At 39.6% G+C, this 19,601-nt stretch carries 14 protein-coding genes; 5 read left to right on the plus strand and 9 right to left on the minus strand.

The window, feature by feature from the left end; translation table 11 throughout:
• Positions 1 to 6: 6 nt before the first annotated feature.
• The 3 genes from AACW45_RS37890 to AACW45_RS37900 form a co-directional block, all read right to left on the minus strand.
• Positions 7 to 1,059: a hypothetical protein gene (locus AACW45_RS37890; protein ID WP_190631010.1), complete on the minus strand. Its 1,053-nt coding sequence runs from the start codon at positions 1,057 to 1,059 to the stop codon at positions 7 to 9.
• 15 nt (positions 1,060 to 1,074) lie between these two features.
• Positions 1,075 to 2,340 carry a TRAFAC clade GTPase domain-containing protein gene (locus AACW45_RS37895; protein ID WP_190631011.1) on the minus strand — a complete coding sequence of 422 codons (1,266 nt, stop codon included), beginning with the start codon at positions 2,338 to 2,340 and terminating at the stop codon, positions 1,075 to 1,077.
• 77 nt (positions 2,341 to 2,417) lie between these two features.
• Positions 2,418 to 4,646 carry a dynamin family protein gene (locus tag AACW45_RS37900; protein WP_190631012.1) on the minus strand — a complete coding sequence of 743 codons (2,229 nt, stop codon included), beginning with the start codon at positions 4,644 to 4,646 and terminating at the stop codon, positions 2,418 to 2,420.
• A 376-nt stretch (positions 4,647 to 5,022) separates the two neighbouring features.
• Between AACW45_RS37900 and AACW45_RS37905 the strand changes: the two genes are divergently transcribed.
• Both AACW45_RS37905 and AACW45_RS37910 read left to right on the plus strand, forming a co-directional pair.
• Positions 5,023 to 7,116, plus strand: a complete 2,094-nt coding sequence (locus tag AACW45_RS37905) for a flotillin family protein (RefSeq protein ID WP_190631013.1) — start codon at positions 5,023 to 5,025, stop codon at positions 7,114 to 7,116.
• A gap of 218 nt (positions 7,117 to 7,334) precedes the next feature.
• Positions 7,335 to 7,805, plus strand: coding sequence for a GNAT family N-acetyltransferase (locus AACW45_RS37910; protein ID WP_190631014.1), 471 nt, complete (start codon positions 7,335 to 7,337; stop codon positions 7,803 to 7,805).
• Between the two features lie 88 nt (positions 7,806 to 7,893).
• Here AACW45_RS37910 and AACW45_RS37915 read toward each other — a convergent pair whose 3' ends face one another.
• Positions 7,894 to 8,142: an addiction module protein gene (locus AACW45_RS37915; RefSeq protein ID WP_242045478.1), complete on the minus strand. Its 249-nt coding sequence runs from the start codon at positions 8,140 to 8,142 to the stop codon at positions 7,894 to 7,896.
• A 349-nt stretch (positions 8,143 to 8,491) separates the two neighbouring features.
• Positions 8,492 to 9,640 carry an alanine--glyoxylate aminotransferase family protein gene (locus AACW45_RS37920; protein WP_190631015.1) on the minus strand — a complete coding sequence of 383 codons (1,149 nt, stop codon included), beginning with the start codon at positions 9,638 to 9,640 and terminating at the stop codon, positions 8,492 to 8,494.
• Between the two features lie 419 nt (positions 9,641 to 10,059).
• On the opposite strand from AACW45_RS37920, the gene AACW45_RS37925 reads away from it, so the two are divergent.
• Positions 10,060 to 10,215 carry a glycosyl transferase gene (locus AACW45_RS37925; RefSeq protein WP_190631017.1) on the plus strand — a complete coding sequence of 52 codons (156 nt, stop codon included), beginning with the start codon at positions 10,060 to 10,062 and terminating at the stop codon, positions 10,213 to 10,215.
• Between the two features lie 354 nt (positions 10,216 to 10,569).
• On the plus strand, positions 10,570 to 11,784 hold the full coding sequence (locus AACW45_RS37930) for a response regulator (RefSeq protein WP_190631018.1): 1,215 nt from the start codon (positions 10,570 to 10,572) through the stop codon (positions 11,782 to 11,784).
• A 63-nt stretch (positions 11,785 to 11,847) separates the two neighbouring features.
• Here the strand turns inward: AACW45_RS37930 and AACW45_RS37935 are convergent, their stop codons facing one another.
• From AACW45_RS37935 to sbcC, 4 genes are all read right to left on the minus strand, one after another.
• Positions 11,848 to 12,618 carry a class II glutamine amidotransferase gene (locus tag AACW45_RS37935; protein WP_190631020.1) on the minus strand — a complete coding sequence of 257 codons (771 nt, stop codon included), beginning with the start codon at positions 12,616 to 12,618 and terminating at the stop codon, positions 11,848 to 11,850.
• 108 nt (positions 12,619 to 12,726) lie between these two features.
• Positions 12,727 to 14,706, minus strand: coding sequence for a putative bifunctional diguanylate cyclase/phosphodiesterase (locus tag AACW45_RS37940; protein ID WP_190631053.1), 1,980 nt, complete (start codon positions 14,704 to 14,706; stop codon positions 12,727 to 12,729).
• 885 nt (positions 14,707 to 15,591) lie between these two features.
• Positions 15,592 to 15,729, minus strand: a complete 138-nt coding sequence (locus tag AACW45_RS37945) for a hypothetical protein (protein WP_190631021.1) — start codon at positions 15,727 to 15,729, stop codon at positions 15,592 to 15,594.
• A 163-nt stretch (positions 15,730 to 15,892) separates the two neighbouring features.
• The gene (sbcC, locus tag AACW45_RS37950) at positions 15,893 to 18,919 is read right to left on the minus strand and encodes an exonuclease subunit SbcC (protein ID WP_190631023.1); all 3,027 of its coding nucleotides are present in this window, start codon (positions 18,917 to 18,919) and stop codon (positions 15,893 to 15,895) included.
• Positions 18,920 to 19,122: 203 nt separating this feature from the next.
• Here sbcC and AACW45_RS37955 point away from each other — a divergent pair, with 203 nt between their 5' ends.
• Positions 19,123 to 19,302 (plus strand): hypothetical protein, encoded by a 180-nt coding sequence (locus tag AACW45_RS37955; RefSeq protein WP_190631024.1) that lies wholly within the window; start codon positions 19,123 to 19,125, stop codon positions 19,300 to 19,302.
• Positions 19,303 to 19,601: the final 299 nt, after the last annotated feature.

Below are 19,601 nucleotides of genomic sequence, written 5' to 3' on the forward strand. Positions count from 1 at the left end.
ATCCAGTTAAGCGTCTTTTGATGGAGTCGGGGAGGATTGGGGCTGATTGTCTGGTAATACTGGACTTGTGGATGGCTGAAGGGAACTCTGAGGGCTGGTTTTGTTGGTGGGTGGCTTCTTTTTGGGTATTGTGGTTGGAGTTGGGCTGGGGATTGGTGTGATGATTGGGGTTAATGCTTTTTGCGGTTGAGCTAGTACCAAAATAGCTATCAGTATCAGGATCAGAATAATCCTGACGATCGCTATCAGACTGGTGAGAGATGATGGGGATGGTGGGGATGGTAGGAGTTCTGGCGGTGTTGGTAGCGCTGGTACTGGATCTGGCGGTGGTACTGGTGTTTTTTTTTCTTTCCAGACGTTACCTTTGTAAATAATTCGTGGGCGATCGCTTTCTTGCTTAAACTCAGCGACAACAACTACAGGTTGCTGTGTGTCTGGTAATGAGGTTTGACTAATTTGGGTTACCAACTCGTACAATTGGCTGTCAATATCAATTGTTTTTGGAGTTAACCAAATTGATTCAGAAGTATTAATAATATTTGGAGTTACTTCTGATAGGAGGCGATTTAAATTTGTGCCAGCGTCATTATATAACTGCTCAATTTGTTGGGCATTAACTTTAAAACTATTCAGTCCATCAAAGTCAATTGCACTGCGAATTGTGGTGAGAAAAGTTGCATCTTTGTGCCAAAAACTCAGCAATGCACAAGCAGCTAGTTTTTTCAGTTGAATCTCTACTTCTGGCGTTTCATCGCCAACCCACAAAACGATTTCAGAAATTCTCCGTCCCATTTTTTTGGAGCGAGTTTCTGCTGCATCCAATCCTGTAATTTCTAGAAGGACTTTATTTTGATATCGAGCCAAAATTAGAGACGGCTTAGTATCATTAATCAAAGCATTAATTGTTACTTGTTTATCATCATCTCTAGCAATTACTCGTTCTTTTAAGACAAATGGCTCTTCATTTGGCTGTTGGGGTTTGCTAATATTGCGCCAATGAATACCAACTTCCCCTAAAGGAGAACTTCTAACGTAAATTTCTACCTGATTATTACTCATAGAAGCCTCACAAAATCATTTAGGAACTGGTAACCATTTGGCTCTACCTTGCAAAATAGCAAAGCCACGTTCTTGTTTACAATCAATTGCAAATTTGGAAATAGCTGTGTTAAAAGCCTGGATTTGAGCTTCTGTAGCATCTACCTGGCTTTGAACCACAATTTTTTGATATTCTGTATCTTTTAAATCAGATTCTTTTGCTGTATAACTATTATTTGCTTCACTATAAGTTGTATGCACATCATCAAAAAAGTTAGCAATCAGCCTGATAGGTAGCCAAAGTTGATTACGCTGATTTAGGCGTTGCTCTACTAGATTAAGTCTGCGGCGGGCACTATTGAGCCGATCTACTTTAACACCTACTTCTTTTTCCAGTGTATCAATATTTTTTTTAGCTGTTTCTAACTCTAACTTGCGGCTTTCATTATAAACATTCAACAAAAACCGCAATACATAGCGCAGTGGTTGATCGCCATCTTTAGGAGCATAAGGTGCATCTAGTGGTACTTTATTGTAAAAAAACCGAGTGTATCCATCAATAGTTTCGGCGTAAGAGAAAGCAATATGTCCAATGGTTTGTACAGGTGTGACAACTACTGCAACTTTGTGATAAAGTTCGTCTTCTTTGAAAAAATCTAGTAATTCCCGGTAGCCAATTTTGATGTGATCCAGTAAGTCATTGGCATCTTTATCTGTTTTCATGTAGCTTTCGCACTTTAATGGTGCTAAGACAACAAGTCTGGGTTTAGTTAAACTTTCATAGGCATCTTTTAATAGTTTAGTAATCCGCGCTGGATCGTTTTTTGATTCATGCCAAGGGCCAATTTCTGTACTCTTGGTTCTGCCGATTTTCTTTTCCATTAACGCTGTTGCATCAATGGGAATAATCACCGCATCACATTGATTTAATTGTTGCTTGACATACTCTTTTTGGTCGGGAGTTGCAGTGGGTTTAAAATACTCACCAGAAGGATCGGTAAAGCGAATTCTCATGAATTTCTTGCTCCCACTTCCCACTTCAAACACAAATCCTTCATCTTCCCAAGGATCGAGTTGGGGTGGAGTTGGTTCAACTAGTTTTTGGATGCGGTAATCCATATTGCGTAACAGACGTTTACATTCTGCGATCGCATCTAATGTTCTACTATCGCTTGTCCATGTTGTTAACCCCGCACTCTCAAAGGTTTTGTCAAATTCTTCGTGGATGGCGGCTAACAAACTGGTTTTGCCTACTCCTCTAGGCGCAACCATAATAATATTTAATTCTTGCAGGCTATTCATGAAATAAATCCCGGCTGAAAAATCAATTTTAGTCGATGCTCAAGAAGTTTCTAGTAATCTATTATTATGTCAAAAATTTAAGTCAGAAATTGCATGGTTTCTACCCGGTTCACCTCTTCTAATCCCTTGACAATATTCAACCAGTCTTGTTGAATTTTTTGTTCTTGCTCAAGCTTACCAATTTCTTCAGCCCAGACTTTAGCTCTCACTCGCCGGAGAAACTTTTTCCAGTCTTTTTGAGCTTCTTTATGGTATATGATGTTGTCAATAAACTTCTCAATTCTTGCATAAGCAGCAATGCTTGGCTGATAAATTAGCTCTTCTAAAGCTGACTTAATTCTGGCAACTGTACGATCGTAGTCAATTTGTAAGGCGTTCAAAATTAAATCAGCATTTGTATCTGGCCCGACTTTTAAAGTTGTCTCTTGAGATTCTTCATTAGGCAGTTGAATATTGCTAAATGAAACCAAATGTTGATAAATTTGTGGCTCAATTAAGCCACTGTAGGAAAGTTCAAAACTATCAATAATTTGCAATCCTTGCTGGAGTCTTTTCAAATCTGGATGTTCTTGTTCTAGCAATTCTCGAAAAGCTTTGATAAATTCAGCACCTGCCAAAGGCTGAGAAAATATATTTAATCTTCCCAATGTAATTAAAATATCTGCTATGCGTGCTTTTACTTCTTCCGTAGATTCCTTTAATCCCTCATCTAAATTACTAAAGCGATCGGAAAGTAGAGTCCGCAATAAATCTCGGTAATCACCATAAGCTTTCATGGGATTACTGGCTTGAATCTGCTTGTTAATTTCATTTTCTGGATGATTAGCTGTTAAAATTCCCGCATTTTCTTTACAATCTTTGGATACTTTCTCAATACTGGATTCTAGACTATGAGATGGTAATTGACAGCGTTGAGCAAATTCCAATCTCAAATCTTGAAAAGCAATGGTAATTTCTCGCCACCATCCATCTCTATCAGTCCCGAATAAATCGTCATAGGTGTCATCAATTACTCTAGATAAATCGCTGTCAGTACCGCTCAAAACTTTTCGTGCAGACTGGATAATTAAATCAATATCTTGCTGAAGTTTCAGCAACCGTTCTTGACTTTGTCGAGCATATTCTTCATCAATTTCTAAAATATGCTCTGCTAAATAATTTAGGATACGATTAAAAACTTGATTAGCATCATCAGGATTGGAGCAATCAGCAATTTCACAACTGACTACTTGCATTTGTAAAGTGTCTTGCAGAGCTTTACAAGCATTGAAATTTTGCGTTCTTTGACTATGGTTAATCACCATAAATGCTCTACCTGCAAGATTATTTAACTCTTGCGCCGCGATATCGTAAAGATCTGTGTCAACTTTACGCCATTGGTAACGCTGGGGGTCTGGGCGAGTTATAAACAGAACAACATCCACTGCTGTACCCAGAGTTTCCAACATTACTGTTTCATCGCCGAGTTTAGAGTCTCCCAAACCGGGAATATCAACGAGAGCAATTTTACCAACATCAGGATTTTGGAAAGGGCAAAATATATTAACTTCACGCACAGCCAAGTGTTTAAAGGTAATTAATTCTCCTTGGGTATTGCGTTCTTGTCTAACATATTCAGCTACTTCTTCTACAGGTACAATTTTTGGCTGAGGTTCTCTTCCCGGAACAATCAAATGCCGATATTTTTCTAAGTTCTGGAAATAGTCAAATCGCAAATGTTGATAAACTGCTTCATTAGTTGCACCAGCTGGCATTTGTGCAGGTAAAGATGAGCGTGCAAATTCATCTAAGGTACGTGGTTCAGGCTGGAGTTTTAGGGATTTGTAGTAAGGAAGAATCACTTCTTCTAAAAAAGTTTTTTCTGAATGAAGAACAACTTGAACTGCAATAGCACCTTCCTGATTGCAAACCACGCTACGAACAGCCGTACAAGCTGCTCCTTCATATGCAGGAATTTCGCGATCGCTCAGTCCACTTAAACTCTTAAGTAAGGTACTCTTACCTTGTCCCATCAACCCCATCACGCCAATATTCAAGCTATTTCGGGAAAAGCGAGTCCTGAGTTTAGATAATACTAGTAGTTCAGAGTTAATGCGCTGTTGAATATCAGCAAAATTTATTGCCTTTATCGGCTCCCAATTTTGGAGATTGATATTGTTTTGAAGTAACGCTTCTCGATGATTTTCCAGATTATATAAAGCAGATGCTCTTGCCTGAAGCTCTTTTTCAACCGTGGCAATTTTTTTGGGAAGATAAGCCGATCTTCGCTCAATAATCTTAGCAACTCTGTCTGCTCTAGAACTCATATTAATTTAATTATGTAAAGCTTTGTCATGCTAAATAAGTAGCCTTTTTAACTTAGATAAAAAAAACCGAAAATTGGTTTTCTGTTACATGATTTAATAAAAATTTCCCCTCCTAGAGGCTAAAACAGCTAAAAACAGAGTTTTTCGCCTATTACTGAGAAAAGTTTCTTACAAGATAACATGAGCTTTGATGTCAAAACCACACTCAAGTTATGCGCTTTGAGCATTTTAGGCCAAGGAGGTAGGGAAGGGCGATCGCCTCTCTAACAATTGACCATTTACTTCTTTTAAAAAAATTACACCAAGTTTAAGAAATCAAGCATCGCCCAATTGAAGTGATACTTTAGATAATTAGTTGCCCAAAAGGGCACATATTATGAATAAGTTTAAATCTTCCTTTGCTAAGATTGCCGGATCTTTAGTTGCATCATTAGCAGTAGCTGGCAGTGTTAATTATACCAGCTTTGCTAATGCATCAACAGTAGAAACATTTAGAGCAAACAATATCGCCTCAGTTTCAGTCAAACCGACACAGCCACAACCAGTTATTGCCCAGTTACAAACCAGCAATACTCAATACCAGGCAATGCAATTATCGCCTGGGGTGCTAGTCCCAATTATTGTTTTGGGTGGTTTTGTTGTCTTTGTTCCCCTGTTCTTTGGTGGCTTGGTGGTGATTGGCGAACGGGAAGTTGGTATTGTTGTCCGAAAATTCACCTTATCTGGACGCGGACTTCCTGCAGGACGATTAATTGCACTCAACGGTGAGGCGGGTTTGCAAGCAGATACCCTAGCACCCGGTTGGCATTGGGGATATTGGCCTTGGCAATATTCTGTGCGGAAAGAATCGGTGGTAGTTGTACCTCAAGGTGAAATCGCCTTAATTGTCGCCGCAGATGGTGCATCTAACCCACCAGAACGCATCCTCGGTAAAATTGTCGATTGCGATAACTTCCAAGATGCGCGGAAATTCCTCACCCACGGTGGCGAAAAAGGTCGGCAAATGGGCTTTTTGACGGCTGGTACTTATCGTATCAATACCGCCTTATTTAAAGTCATCATGGCGTCAAATGCCTCTGCTCATGGCATGAATCCCGAACAGTTGCGGGTACACACTGTGGCCTCTGATAAAGTTGGCATCGTCACTACCTTAGATGGTTTACCAATTCCTGGTGGAGAAATCGCCGGGCCGACAATTGAGGGACACAACAACTTTCAAAACGGACAGAAATTCATTGATGCAGGTGGACGCCGAGGTTTACAAGAGCAGATTCTCCTTTCTGGTTCTTGGAACTTGAATCCTTGGTTTGTTCAGGTTGAGCAAGTACCAATGACGGAAATTCCGATTGGTTATGTAGGTGTGGTAATTTCTTTCGTAGGTCAAGCTCAAGAAGATGTGAGTGGTGCAGCCTTCACCCACGGTAATTTGGTGAACCAGGGACATAAGGGCGTGTGGATTGAACCACTTTATCCAGGTAAGCACCCGCTAAATTCCCGCATCATGAAGATTGAATTGGTACCCACGACCAATATTGTTTTAAACTGGTCAGGTCGTACCGAACGCCACAGTTATGATGCAAAACTTGCTTCTTTAACAGTGCGATCGCGTGATGGGTTTGCTTTCGATTTAGAAGTAGCGCAAATTATCCACGTTGGTGCTTTGGATGCGCCAAAGGTAATTTCTCGCGTTGGTTCTATGCAAAACCTTGTAGACCATGTTTTGGAACCAACAATTGGTAACTATTTCCGTAACTCAGCCCAAAACTGCACTGTGCTTGACTTTCTCACCGCTCGGAGCGAGCGTCAAGCGGAAGCTGCTGAGTATATTAAAGTAGCAATCCGGGCTTATGATGTGCAAGCAATAGACACCTTAATTGGTGATATTCAACCGCCAGCCACCCTAATGCAAACCCAAACTGACCGGAAAATAGCCGAGGAACAGCGCAAGACTTACGAAGTACAGCAAGCAGCGCAAACCCAACGCCAACAATTGGTAAGGGAAACAGCATTGGCTGATATTCAGCAAGAAATGGTGAAATCAGAGCAAAGCGTCCATATTGCTGACTTGAAAGCACAAGCGCAAATTAAGCAAGCTAATGGGGAAGCTGAGGGTACAAAACTCCGCGCAATGGCTGAAGCTGAAGGTATCCGCGCCACAGGTAACGCTAAAGCCGAAACCTACCGCACTGGTGTGGAAGCCTTGGGGCCACAAGGTTATACCGCGATGCAGTTGATGCAAATTATTGGCGATCGCAATGTCCGCCTGATTCCCGATATCCTAGTTGGTGGTAGTAACGGCAACACCAACGGTTTAGTTGATGGTTTACTCTCACTAATTTTGTGGAATCAAACTGCTAAACCCGGTGAGACATTACCCACACCATTACATCCCCAACCAATAGTTAAAACCCAACCCAACGGACAAAGTACAATTCCGCCAATAGTTGTTGATTTTACTGGGGATAAATAACGTTGAACTCATACACCCTTGTTTTGATTTAACCAAACAGGGGTGATATTCTCAACAAATAATTAATCAATATTGTTTGTGGCACATGTAGCAATTCTAAATCATTTGTGAAATTCACAAATTCTCAGTTTTTTCTCTTATCCTTGGCGTACTTGGCGTCTTGGCGGTTCGATAAATTAAGCTTTTTGGCAATTTTTGGGTAAGTCCTGATTCATTTTATGCAAATAAGATTATTTAAGCCGCAAGATGCAGAGCAAATAGCGCAATTATTTCACGCAACAGTACGTGCAGTTAATATTCGTGACTACTCAAGCAGTCAAGTTGCAGCATGGGCACCAGATGATATTAACTTTCGGGATTGGGCAAAAATTTGTTCAGAAAGATTTACTTATGTTGCTGAAGATGAAGGTGTAATTGCAGGTTTTGGCGAGTTAGAACTCAACGGACATATAGACTGCTTTTATTGCCATAAAAACTATCAACGGATGGGTGTTGGTAGTAAGATTTATGCCGCAATTGAAGCAAAAGCTTATGAGTTAGGAATTAAGCGCTTATACGTTGAAGCAAGTATTACCGCCAAGGGATTTTTCTTAAATAAGGGTTTCTCCATCATTACTGAGCAACAGGTAGAACGTAGAGGAGCAACTTTTATTAATTATGCAATGGAAAAGTTTTTAATGGCTAATTAATATTACTTACTGCATTCATCTATTAGATATATAGCTTTTTGATTAACTTTATTATTAACTTTCAATATTTCTTTATTTACAATAAACTTCACGAATACTTTTCTCTCAACTCAGAAAAAACTTGCGACGCGGATTCACCAATAGCAGGATTACGATTAATTGCATCCAAGCGTTGGCTTAATTCCTCGTCCCAAATTACTTCTAGATTATCATCTATACCCTCATCCAGAGAATGAATTAAAAAGTAGGCAATTTCAGCACGTTCTTTTGCAGATAGCTGAGAAAGTTCGAGTTTAAGTTTTTCTGCTGTTTCGCTCATACTTTGAGGTCTTGCCAATAATTATGACCTAATACCAATGTTCTATGAACATGCATATAATTAGCCTGCCTTTGCAGGCTTTGTTTGTTTAGCCCCACCCTTCTAGGGTGAGGGCGTTAATGTGCAGCCTCACATAGAATTTGGTATAACAATTATAAGTTTAACAGCCACATCGCAATTGTGACTTACAGGTAAACTACGCTCGCGCAGCGACTTTCCAAAGGATAGCATTTTTAAGAGAAAATATTTTTGGTGCGATCGCACTTACGCCACTTGATTACAGATATATACATATCAACAAGATTGAATCATCCCCCGCTATACTTTTGAGGTTAGCGGAGGAAAGATTTTCCAAAACACCAAAACACTATTTAGCTAAAACTTGGCGTAATGCTTCTAAAAGTTGATCGACACTTTCTTTGCGACTATTAAAGCCCATTAGTCCAACGCGCCAAACTTTACCAGCTAGTTCGCCCAAACCACCACCAATTTCAATGTTATGTTCGTTAAGTAATTGTCTCGCAATTACTTTACCATCCAACCCTTCGGGAATGCAGACAGTTGTGAGAGTTGGTAAGCGGAACTCTCGCTCAACATGCAAACTCAGTCCTAAATCTTCCAAGCCATCCCACAGATACTCTACGTTCTTTTGATGCCGTTGCCAACAGTTAGCTAATCCTTCTTCTGCAACTAAACGCAGTGCTTCCCGCAGTGCATAGTACAAATTAATCGGCGCTGTGTGATGATATACACGTTCGCTACCCCAATATTTACCTAACAAGTTCATATCTAAATACCAGTTAGCCACCTTGGTGCGGCGCTGTTGCAATTTTTCTATAGCGCGAGGACTCATGGTAAAAGGGGAAGCACCAGGAGGACAACCCAAGCCTTTTTGACTACAGCTATAGGCTAGGTCAACTCCCCAATTATCTAAAAATATGGGCACGCCTCCTAAACTGGTAACTGTATCTACTAATAACAGCGTGCCAAATTCACGACATAAATCACCAACACCTTCTAAGGGTTGACGCGCACCAGTAGAAGTTTCTGCATGAACTAAAGCCAGGATTGCCGGACGATGAGTTTCTAAAGCATGACGCAGTTCTTCTAAGTTAAAAACTTGTCCCCAAGGTTTAGTAATAGTGCGGACATCTGCGTCGTATCTTCCCGCCATATCAACGAGGCGATTACCAAAGTAGCCTGCGACACCTATTAATACCACATCACCAGGTTCGGTAACGTTGGCAATAGTGGCTTCCATTGCGGCAGTACCGGTACCGCTAACTGCTATTGTTAAGGGGTTTTCTGTTTGCCACACATAGCGCAGTAAGGATTGAATTTCATCCATGAGGGCGAGAAAAGCGGGATCTAAATGCCCTACAGGTGAAGTATTCATGGCTTGTAATACCGCCGGATGAGCATTAGAGGGCCCTGGCCCCAAAAGTAAGCGAGATGGGACTTCTAAAGGTGAAATTTGCAACCTTTGACTATCGTTGATTGAGACTGTTGATGTCATGATTGGTTCTAAGCTAGATCGTACATATCCGCATCATAGAGCGATCGCATCACCGTTGTTTGATTTTGTTTACCGTCGGTAACTACAGGAATCCTCTAATCTAGGAAAATCAAGCTTCTGCACCAGCATCACCAATAATCAGTTGGGAAAAATATCGATTTTTGCTGTTGACTGTCAACAGTTAACCGTCTAAAACCTTTTATGTCAGATTTCATCAATCCAAGAGCGAATTGCTATATAAATCTGCAATTCATAGATATACAGATGCTTAGGTTGGGTTAAACGGAGTGAAACCCAACAATTACAGGACTTTGGGGTGTTGGGTTTCGTTCCTCAACCCAACCTACATCCACATCATATTTTTTGTGAAATGGTATGAGGTACAGATTATCGTCTATTGTAGGGGCACTGGCACTGCCATGCCCCGAAGCGCGTACCTCATTTACCTGAAATACGCTGTAAGTCTGTCAACAGTCAACCGTCAACCGTCAACCGTCAACCGTCAACCGTCAACAGTCAACAGTCAACAGTCAACAGTCAACAGTCAACCGTCAACAGTCAACAGCCATAAATAGAGAATGGATTGCAAAATTACTTATTTTTGACTGAATTAAACTTGTTTTTATCTTCAGATTTTCCTCATTTTCTCTAAATATTATTAGGCGCAAAGGGTGAATAATCACCACGGTAAATTCTTTCGTTATATCTACTTAATCCACTCTTTGCAAATGCGTATTTTCTATAGGGATCAAACATTAGTCACTGTATCTTTAGCCAGTTTAAATATCAGAATTATCACTGATATTCTTTACATAGAGCAACATTAATTCATTTTTTAGAATTATGTTATTATAATATTTCATAATTCCCCAACATTAATTCCTCGGCATTTCTACCACAATTGGCTAGTTAGTTTCAGGTGATGCAGTATGAACAGTATAGAAATCACAGAATTGAGTAAATTACTCAATGGATTAAATAGGTTTACGCTAATTCAATATAACGGTAGATTAAATTTTCAAGATTCTTCAGGCATCAAATGGTCTTTGTATTATCGTTTGGGGCAAATAGTTTGGGCTACAGGTGGAAGTCATCCCCATCAACGTCTGCGCAGATATCTCACCCAAAAATGTCCCCAAATTGATATTAATACCATCGTACTTAATCATGAGAATTTATCAAAAGAACATTGGGATTATTGCCTTTTAGAAGGGTTATCTAATAAACATCAAATTAAAACCTCACAATTTAATGCCATTGCCGAAAGTATCATAACAGAAGTTTTATTTGACATGGCGCAAAGAGTCAATAGCGAGGCTTTAAGTTGTGATTTCGATCAAGATGTCATCTTAGATGCACCGATGAATTCCACAAGCGGCCAGATGTATTTAAAACACATGGTAGATGCTTGGAATAATTGGAAAAACGTTGGTTTAGACAAAATTTCTCCTAATTTATCACCTGTATTGCGCAGACCAAAAGAACTCCAAGAGCAAGTTAGTTCCTTTGCCTACAACTACTTTGTGAATGTCCTCAACGGCAAATATACCTTTTGGGATTTAGCTGGAAAAATGCATCAGAACGTTTTACCAGTGACTCGTTCTTTGCTGCCTTATATTAATCAAGGAATTATCGAACCGGTAGAAATAAAAGATATTCAATTTCCAGTTACTCAGCCAAAAAATAATACTGCTTCTGCACCAACAAGTACAGCAAATGCGCCACTGGTAATTTGTATAGATGATAGCGCTCAAATCTGCGCTATGTTGCAGCAAATACTCACCGCTCAAGGCTTGAGATTTATTGGAATTCAAGAGCCAGTGAAAGCTTTACCAATTCTGATTCAGAAAAAACCAGACTTGATTTTTCTAGATTTAATTATGCCAACTGTGAGTGGATATGAAATCTATGCTCAACTGCGCCGGAGTTCTTTTTTGAGCAAAATCCCTGTGGTGATTTTAACAGGTAGCGATCGCCTATTGGAACCAGTTCTCTCTAAAGGATTTGGTGCAACGGAATTTATGACTAAACCAGTCATCCCAGCTCAAGTCAAAGAGATAGTGAATAAGTTGATTGGTAGCAAAATCGCAGCAACTGTGAATCAAGGGCATCAATCGTCTAATTTAGCTGTTTGTTCTTTATAAATAGTTTGTAGTCAGGACTAAAGTCCCAACTACAAACTTCTTGGATGGAGTTGAATTCACAGGCTATACTTCTAGAGGTAAACCATCCTGAAAAACTAGCAGTTCTCCTAGTGGGATTGTTGTCCATACCTCATTGTCAGTCAGGGGAGTAGTAGCGATAATAGCAACGCGATCGCTTAGGGAAGTTAATTCCCGAAAATCTACAGTCATATCACTATCGATTAAATGCGCCGCAGCAAATGGCGCTTGGCGCACGATGTAGCTGAGTTTGGTTGAACAGTGAGCAAAGAAATGTTCGCCATCAGATAATAAGTAATTAAATACACCTGCTGATGCGAGTTTAGCAGTAATTGTCCGCAGAACAGGATACAGTTTTTCTAAAGGTGGCTTACCTTGGGGAAAGCTTTGTCTCAGAGTCTCTAAAATCACACAGAATGCTTTTTCACTGTCTGTTTCACCCACAGCTTGATAAAAGCCCATATTCTCCGGCTGAAAATCTGGTAAATTGCCATTATGGGCAAATACCCAATACCTGCCCCACAGTTCCCTTTGGAAAGGATGACAGTTTTGTAGCCTCACTTCACCTTGGGTAGCTTTGCGGATATGGGCGATGACATGGTTAGAGTGAATGGGATAACGCCGCACTAAATCAGCTACAGGAGAAACGATGGAAGGTTTATCATCGATAAAAATCCGACATCCTTTTTCTTCAAAGAAGGCTATACCCCAACCATCACAGTGATCGTCAGTTTTTCCTCCCCTAGCAGAAAACCCTTCAAAAGAAAAGCAAATATCTGTTGGGGTATTACAATTCATTCCCAGCAGTTGACACATTTTTAAAACCTGAGGATATTATCTGGGATTACAATACTTCAGATTGCTGCTCAAGTTCTGGTGCGATCGCATCAATTTTAAGATTTCATTACAACTGGGCTATTTGTACTAAGCAACTAAGAAGGATGTACTAATGCGGCGGGATTTAGACTTTCGCAGCAATTTTGTTACATCCTCCGCCGGTAAGGGGCGACTAAATAGGTAACCTTGCATTAACTGACAATCTAAAAGTTGTAATAAATTCCGTTGTGCTTCAGTTTCTACGCCTTCAGCAACAACTGCTAACTTCAATCCATGTGCTAAACGAACGATCGCAGTTGTAATTGCAGCATCATGATTATCATGGGATAAATCGCGGACAAAAGATTTGTCTATTTTTAAACAATGAATCGGAAAATTTTTCAGATAGCTTAGAGAACAATATCCCGTACCAAAATCATCTATGGATATGGAAACACCTAAATTATATAATTCACTCAAAATTTTTCGCGTGAATTCTACATTTTGCATGGCTACGCTTTCAGTGATTTCCAACTCTAAGCATTGGTGCTTTAATTTAGTTTCTTTTAATGTCTGCGATATTATATTGACTAAATTACGCTGCTGAAATTGTCTGGCGGAAAGATTAACCGCAACTGAGAGTGATGGTAAATCGAGATTTTCTTGCCAAAATTTAGTTTGGGCGCAGGCTGTTTTTAAAACCCATTCACCAATCGATAAAATTAATCCAGTTTCTTCAGCAATGGGAATGAATTCATCTGGAGATATCAGACCTAATTCTTGGTGTCGCCAACGTAATAAAGCTTCGATTTTGGTAATTTTACCTGTAGTCGTGTTTACTTGTGGTTGGTAGTAAATTTCAAATTCTTGGCGCTCTAAAGCATAATGCAAGCTATTTTCTAAAATTAATAATTTAGAAGAATCAGCATTAATTTCTGAGTTATAAAATTGATAATTATTGCGCCCTTGAGACTTAACAATATATAGTGCAGCATCAGCATTTTTGATTAAGGTTTCTGCATCTTTTCCATGCATGGGATAGACAGCGATACCAATACTAGGGCTGATATGCAACTGATAATTTTCTATATCAAATACTGGTTTGAAAGCGGCTAATATCCTATCTTGGATTGCAGCAACTTCTTTCGTATCTTTGATATTGGGTAAAATTAAGGTAAATTCATCGCCACCCCAGCGTGCAAGGGTATCAGTCTCTCCTAGACATTCTATTAAACGTTGGGCAACAATCTGCAATAATCGATCGCCTATACCATGACTGAGTGTATCATTGATGGTTTTAAATCGGTCTAGATCTAAAAAACATACAGCTAATTTATTACCACTTTTTTTGGCTTGGGCTAATGCTTGAGACAATCTTTCATTGAATAATACTCGATTCGGTAGATTGGTTAAAATATCGTGCAAAGCTTGATGGCGAATTTTCGCTTCTGCTAATTTGTGAGCTGTCACATCACGAAAACTCCAGACTCTACCGACTATTTCACCATTGATACATTGCGGTTGAGAATAACGCTCGAATACTCTGCCATCTTTAAAGGCGATCGCATCATAAATCTGGATATCTGGATTTAAGTTTAATTCTCTAATAGTAGCAATATACTGTCTTGGCGCTTCTAGCTGTTTAATTGCCAATCTTAGCGCTTTTGGATGATTTCCAGAGGATATGACTGACTCAGGAATGCGCCACATCTGGAGAAACTTTTGATTAAAGCCTGCTATTTTACCTTGGCTATCTACTACTAAAATCCCATCAGCAGTAGATTCTAAAGTTGCATATTGCAAGGAAAGAGATTTTTCCAGTTCGGTTTGTATTCGCTTGCGTTCGGCAATTTCTTTGTGTAATTCTGAGGTACGTTCAAAAAATACATGTTCTAACTGAGAAGCACAATTTTGAATTTTTGACATTACTGTCTGTATTTCATCATCTGTTAATTGCGGTTCACAGAAGAATTTTTTTGGCTCAGAATTTGAATTATTTCTGACTTTAGGTAATAATAAATTTGCTAAATACTCAGCAAATAATTTAACTCCTAAGCAGGTCAATAAACCAACCATTAAGATAATCATGGTAGTTTCTGCTATGGTGAATAAGTTATGTTTTATTTGTAAGAATACTCTTGTGATTTCCATAATCAATCACCTGATTTAATATATAGCCAATATGGCTTTTTCAGTATGTACTTATTTTAAAGATTTTTTATACTTATATTTCATTTCTTTAGTATTTCATTTCTTTTAGATTTTTCGAGGTGATTGTAGTTTCCTAGCTACCAATATTGTTAGTATTTGTTGCTTTGTAACTTTGAGTGCAATTGATATACATGATGTAGTCATGGCTTTCTTGCCAAAAGCATAGTCTCTAGTCTCATGTAGAAAATCAGCAATTACATTAGAGAAAAATCGATTTTCTGATGATTTTGGCAATTTTAAGAACTTTTTAATCGGCTGATTTATCGTTAGCTCTACAAGATTCTTTGTACTAATTGTGAGTTTGCACATAATAAAATATTATATGATTCCCCAGTAATTTCTTAACTGTAAAAGAAATTAACTTATAAATAAAAGTCACTTACATTAAATAAAGTTTTGCGATTAAATCGCTACTGATTTAACATAATGACCTTAATTTTAGACAAACTTTACAAAAGTTAATAATTCTTTTGCTGAACTCGAATCACATATCTATTTGCCTAAGGGCGAAGATGTAAGACTAATTTTATATTCCCCATAAGAGATTAATCATATTCAGAAAAGCAGGAAAATAAAACAAGGTATACAGATTTTTTGGCAAAAATCAAATATGAGTGTACTCTCATTTGCTAATACTATACGATCGCCAGGATTTATATTTTTCAAATACCACACTTGTTGAAATATTTTTGTGGTAAATCATGATTAGGAAATGCTAAATTACACCGTAAATTGCAACGAAGCAGAAACAACAGGCAAATCTCAAATGTAGAGGTTAACAGAGGAATACCGTTGAATTGCAGCGATTTTTAGGTGAATTAACCACATTTGCGTTGGCGAAGCTTCTCCCACAAAAGCCTCTGGCAGAGAAAATACAAAGATTACTTGGGGTAATACCATTTTGGATTTTAGATTTTAGATTTTGGATTGTGAAACATCTATTGGATAAGCGTTTCAGATTTCCATCTGTCGCCATCATTTTTCAAATTGGTATAATTATTAAAAAACCCACAACGAAAGTGGGTTTTTGTCAATCAAGTTTATTTGAGAGAAAACGTAGGTTTTAGATTAACAAACGTACTTGTGAACCTTGTTGATTTTTATTGACTTCGATTCGCGCTTGAAAAGCTTCTTTGAGGTGGGGCATGTGGGTGACGGTGAGAATACAAGCGAAATCAGAAGCGATCGCATTAATCGCGGCAATCAAGCGATCGCATCCTTCCGCATCTTGAGTACCAAAACCTTCATCGACAATCAACAATTGCAACGCCGCACCCGCCCTCTGTGCCAACAATTTGGCTAAGGCGAGGCGAATGGCAAAGTTAATTCTAAAGGCTTCTCCCCCAGAATAGGTTTCGTAAGCCCTCGTACCTCTGGCATCGGCAATTAAAATGTCTAGAGTATCTATTAACTTGGCATTCTTCTTGGTAGATTTACTACTCTTGCCAGCTTTTTGCGTAATAAATTGTACGTGTAGCTGATTGGCACTAAGGCGCGAAAGTAGTTGATTTGTCTCAGCTTCCAACTGCGGCAACACGTTTTCTATCATCAGTGCTTGGATACCATTTTTACCAAAAGCCTGGGCTAATTCCTGATACACCCGTTGTTGCTGCTTGGTGGCTTGTAATTGCTGTTGCTGTTGTTCATACTGATTTTGCATGGTTTCCAATTGCGCTGCCAACTGTTCTAACCGCCCTAATTTGGCGATTTGCTCGTCTAATTGGCGTCTGCGTGCTTGTAATTGCTGCTCTAAAGCTTGAATTTGCACCGTGGGGTTAGCAGTTTCTTCTAATTGTTGTTGAATACTGTCGATTTGGCTGGCTAAGGTTTGCCTTTCCGCCAATCTGGCAGTTTTGGCGGCGGTTAATTCTTGCGATCGCATTTGCAGTTGGGGATACTGCTGCTGGGCTGACAACATTTGTTGATGGCGAAATTGCCAAGGTTGATTTTGCTTTACAGCCTGACGTAATTGATTGTGCTGCTCGGAACTGTAACCGAGTTCTGTAATATAGCGATCGAGGGCGGCGATTTCTCTGGCGCAGTCAGAATCAGTTTGTTCTTGCTGAATTCTCAGTTCTAATTGGGCAATTGTGCCTGCTAACTCTGGCTTTCTTGCCGCTAACTGAGTCTGACGCTTGGTTGCGTCTTTAATCTGTTGGAGTTTAATTTCTGCCCAGCGCCAGCGCTCAACTTCACTCCGCGCTAGGGCATGATCTTGCTCATTGTAATTGAGTTGTTGCAGATATTGGTCTAATTGCCGCAGTTCCGCTTGTTTATCTGGTGCATAATCGCCTAATTGTAGCGATCGCTCTAAATGTTGTCTTTCCGCAGCAATTTGTTGCAGTTGTTGTTGTACATCGCTAGTCGCTTCGAGTTGAGCTGCTAACTGTCCTCTCTGTTCCCGCAAAGTATCATAGGTTGCTAGCTGTTGCGAGATATCACGGTATTCTTGCCGCAGTACTTGAATCTCTCTGTCCGACACAGCCATCTGTTCTCGGACTACCCAAAATTGTCCCTGTGTATCTTTTAATTCTGATTCTGTCTTTTCAATTACGCGGTTCCAGTGATGCTCATCTAAAGGACGTTCGCATAAGGGACAAAGTGCATTGGGATTTTGCAGCATTTGCAGCTTTTGCTCTAATTCTCCCAGGAGTTTTTCATAATCTCGCTGATGGGCTTGCAATCTCTCTATAAAATGTCGCCTTTCTTGTCCTTTTTCTTGAACTCGCTGTAAATAAACCCGCTTTTTCTCCAATTCTTCAATTTGAATCGCCACATCCATTACAGCTTGTTGCAGTTGGGGTTGGCGATGTTGCTGGCGTTGGAGTTGATTTTCTGTGGTTGTTAACTGTTCTAGACGCGCTACCAAACCAGCGTGAAATCTATCGATTTGACTTTGTAAAGTGGCGCGTTGTTGGATTAAAGGAGCCACTTGCATTTGCAATTGATCGAGATGGGCTACCCGTTGACGCGCGGCGGTGAGTTGAGCTAATCCTGCATCCACATCGCCCGATTTTGTCAGAGTTTGCTGAATTTCTCGCTCTTGTTGCTGCACAGCCTCTAATTGAGCTGCTGCTTGTTGCAGTTGGCGTTCAATTTCTTGAATTTGTTTATTGAGCTGCTGTTGCTTTTGTTGGCGGGTTTGTTGAGCACGGGTATATGCGTCAAATTTCGTCGCAAAAACTTCTTCTTGGGATTGCAGATGTTGATAATGAAGATATCCCGCTTGAATCTCGGCTTCTTGGCTTAAAATCTTTTCTAAATCGGCAATTTGACCTTTAACGGCTAACTGCTGTTGTTGCAGGCGATCGCAATCTTCGCTGAGATTTTGGTATTGTTGTCTTACAAAACTCAGCTGTTCAACTTTAGTTTGGCGTTGGTGCTGTACCACCTGCAAACTTTGTAATTGAATCGTTTCAAAAGCTTGTAACTGTTGCAGTTGATTCAGTTCTGCTGCTAACTCTGTTCTTTGCGCCTCAATAGTTTCACGCTGTTGGAGTTGAATCTTCATCGATTCTAAAGAACGTTCCAATTCCTCCGCCCTAGCTTTAAACTGGCGAGATGATTCTTTAGCGCGTTCCTCTAAATCATCGTACTGATTAAGTTTTAATAACTCGGCTAAAATTTCCTTGCGTTCTGTGGGACGCTTGAGCATGAATTCATCCGCCCGACCTTGACGCAGGTAAGCAGAATTAATAAAAGTATCGTAATCAAGCTTAATATGTTCTAAAATCAAATCCTGGGTTGCCCTTACACCTTTACCAGTCAAGGGACGAAAACCCGAAGGCGTTTCGATTTGAAATTCTAAAACGCTACTCCCATTCCGTACACGAGTGCGGATGACTCGGTATTTTTGCTGATTACTCAAGAAAGTAAAATCAACCCGGACTTCTTTAGAGCCTGTATGAATCACATCATCTTCAGCAGCAGCGCGGCTTTCACCCCAAATTGCCCAAGTGATTGCTTCTAAAAGGGAAGATTTACCCGCACCATTGGAACCACAAATACAAGCTGTATGCAAGCCGCGAAAATCTAAAGTTGCTTCGCGGTAACTGAGGAAATTTTTCAGAATTAGTTGTATTGGGATCATTGAGGCTATTAGGCCACATTAACTTTTAATGATTAGCAGTAAAGATGTACTTCTTGTTAGTTTAGCTATCTACATATCAGTATTCTAGTCTTGAAGACTTTGATTTTACAAAAATTAACAATACAATTAACTCATTTTTCTTGTGGATGAAAAAATTTTTGTCAATCCCAAAGAAAAATAGCTAGTCGGGAAGGGTGAAATTTTTGCTTGTTAATTTCTGCATTGAGGTAACAAGTAGAGTAGTAACTGAGAATTTTCTCGCCTTAACTCATCCAAGAAGACAGGCGAAAGCTTTGCCAAGCAAGCTAGATAAATCCCATAAACTCAGGCTAGAACCAACCAGCCAAAGTAAACAATCAGAAGATAACCATGAATTCGGTTGAGATTAGCTCCAGGCTAGTAACTTGACTAAAGTATTTTACTTTTACCATAGAAAAATCGAAATTATCCAGATTTGACTCAAAAAATTGTCAATTTGTCAACTAAATTCATGGCAAATATCGAGCAAATTCCATCCCAAGATTGGTTGGAAGAGTCAATAGTCAATAGTCAATAGTCAACAGTCATTTGTCCCCCATGCCCAATGCCCAATGCCCGGGAGCATCCCAATTTTGACGCAATACCCTAGAAGGGTATTGCTATACCAACAAAGCCTGCCTTCGCAGGCTAAAAGTTTGATAGC

Source organism: Calothrix sp. FACHB-168 (assembly GCF_963889195.1).
In the GTDB taxonomy this organism is placed as follows: Bacteria; Cyanobacteriota; Cyanobacteriia; order Cyanobacteriales; family Nostocaceae; genus Aulosira; species Aulosira anomala_A.

Excerpts from the sequence above, each read along its gene's own strand:
- AACW45_RS37890 (WP_190631010.1), bottom strand. The coding sequence starts at position 1,059 with ATGAGTAATAATCAGGTAGAAATTTACGTTAGAAGTTCTCCTTTAGGG.
- AACW45_RS37895 (WP_190631011.1), bottom strand. The coding sequence starts at position 2,340 with ATGAATAGCCTGCAAGAATTAAATATTATTATGGTTGCGCCTAGAGGA.
- AACW45_RS37900 (WP_190631012.1), bottom strand. The coding sequence starts at position 4,646 with ATGAGTTCTAGAGCAGACAGAGTTGCTAAGATTATTGAGCGAAGATCG.
- AACW45_RS37905 (WP_190631013.1), top strand. The coding sequence starts at position 5,023 with ATGAATAAGTTTAAATCTTCCTTTGCTAAGATTGCCGGATCTTTAGTT.
- AACW45_RS37910 (WP_190631014.1), top strand. The coding sequence starts at position 7,335 with ATGCAAATAAGATTATTTAAGCCGCAAGATGCAGAGCAAATAGCGCAA.
- AACW45_RS37920 (WP_190631015.1), bottom strand. The coding sequence starts at position 9,640 with ATGACATCAACAGTCTCAATCAACGATAGTCAAAGGTTGCAAATTTCA.
- AACW45_RS37925 (WP_190631017.1), top strand. The coding sequence starts at position 10,060 with ATGCCCCGAAGCGCGTACCTCATTTACCTGAAATACGCTGTAAGTCTG.
- AACW45_RS37930 (WP_190631018.1), top strand. The coding sequence starts at position 10,570 with ATGAACAGTATAGAAATCACAGAATTGAGTAAATTACTCAATGGATTA.
- AACW45_RS37935 (WP_190631020.1), bottom strand. The coding sequence starts at position 12,618 with ATGTGTCAACTGCTGGGAATGAATTGTAATACCCCAACAGATATTTGC.
- AACW45_RS37940 (WP_190631053.1), bottom strand. The coding sequence starts at position 14,706 with ATGATTATCTTAATGGTTGGTTTATTGACCTGCTTAGGAGTTAAATTA.
- AACW45_RS37945 (WP_190631021.1), bottom strand. The coding sequence starts at position 15,729 with ATGGTATTACCCCAAGTAATCTTTGTATTTTCTCTGCCAGAGGCTTTT.
- sbcC (WP_190631023.1), bottom strand. The coding sequence starts at position 18,919 with ATGATCCCAATACAACTAATTCTGAAAAATTTCCTCAGTTACCGCGAA.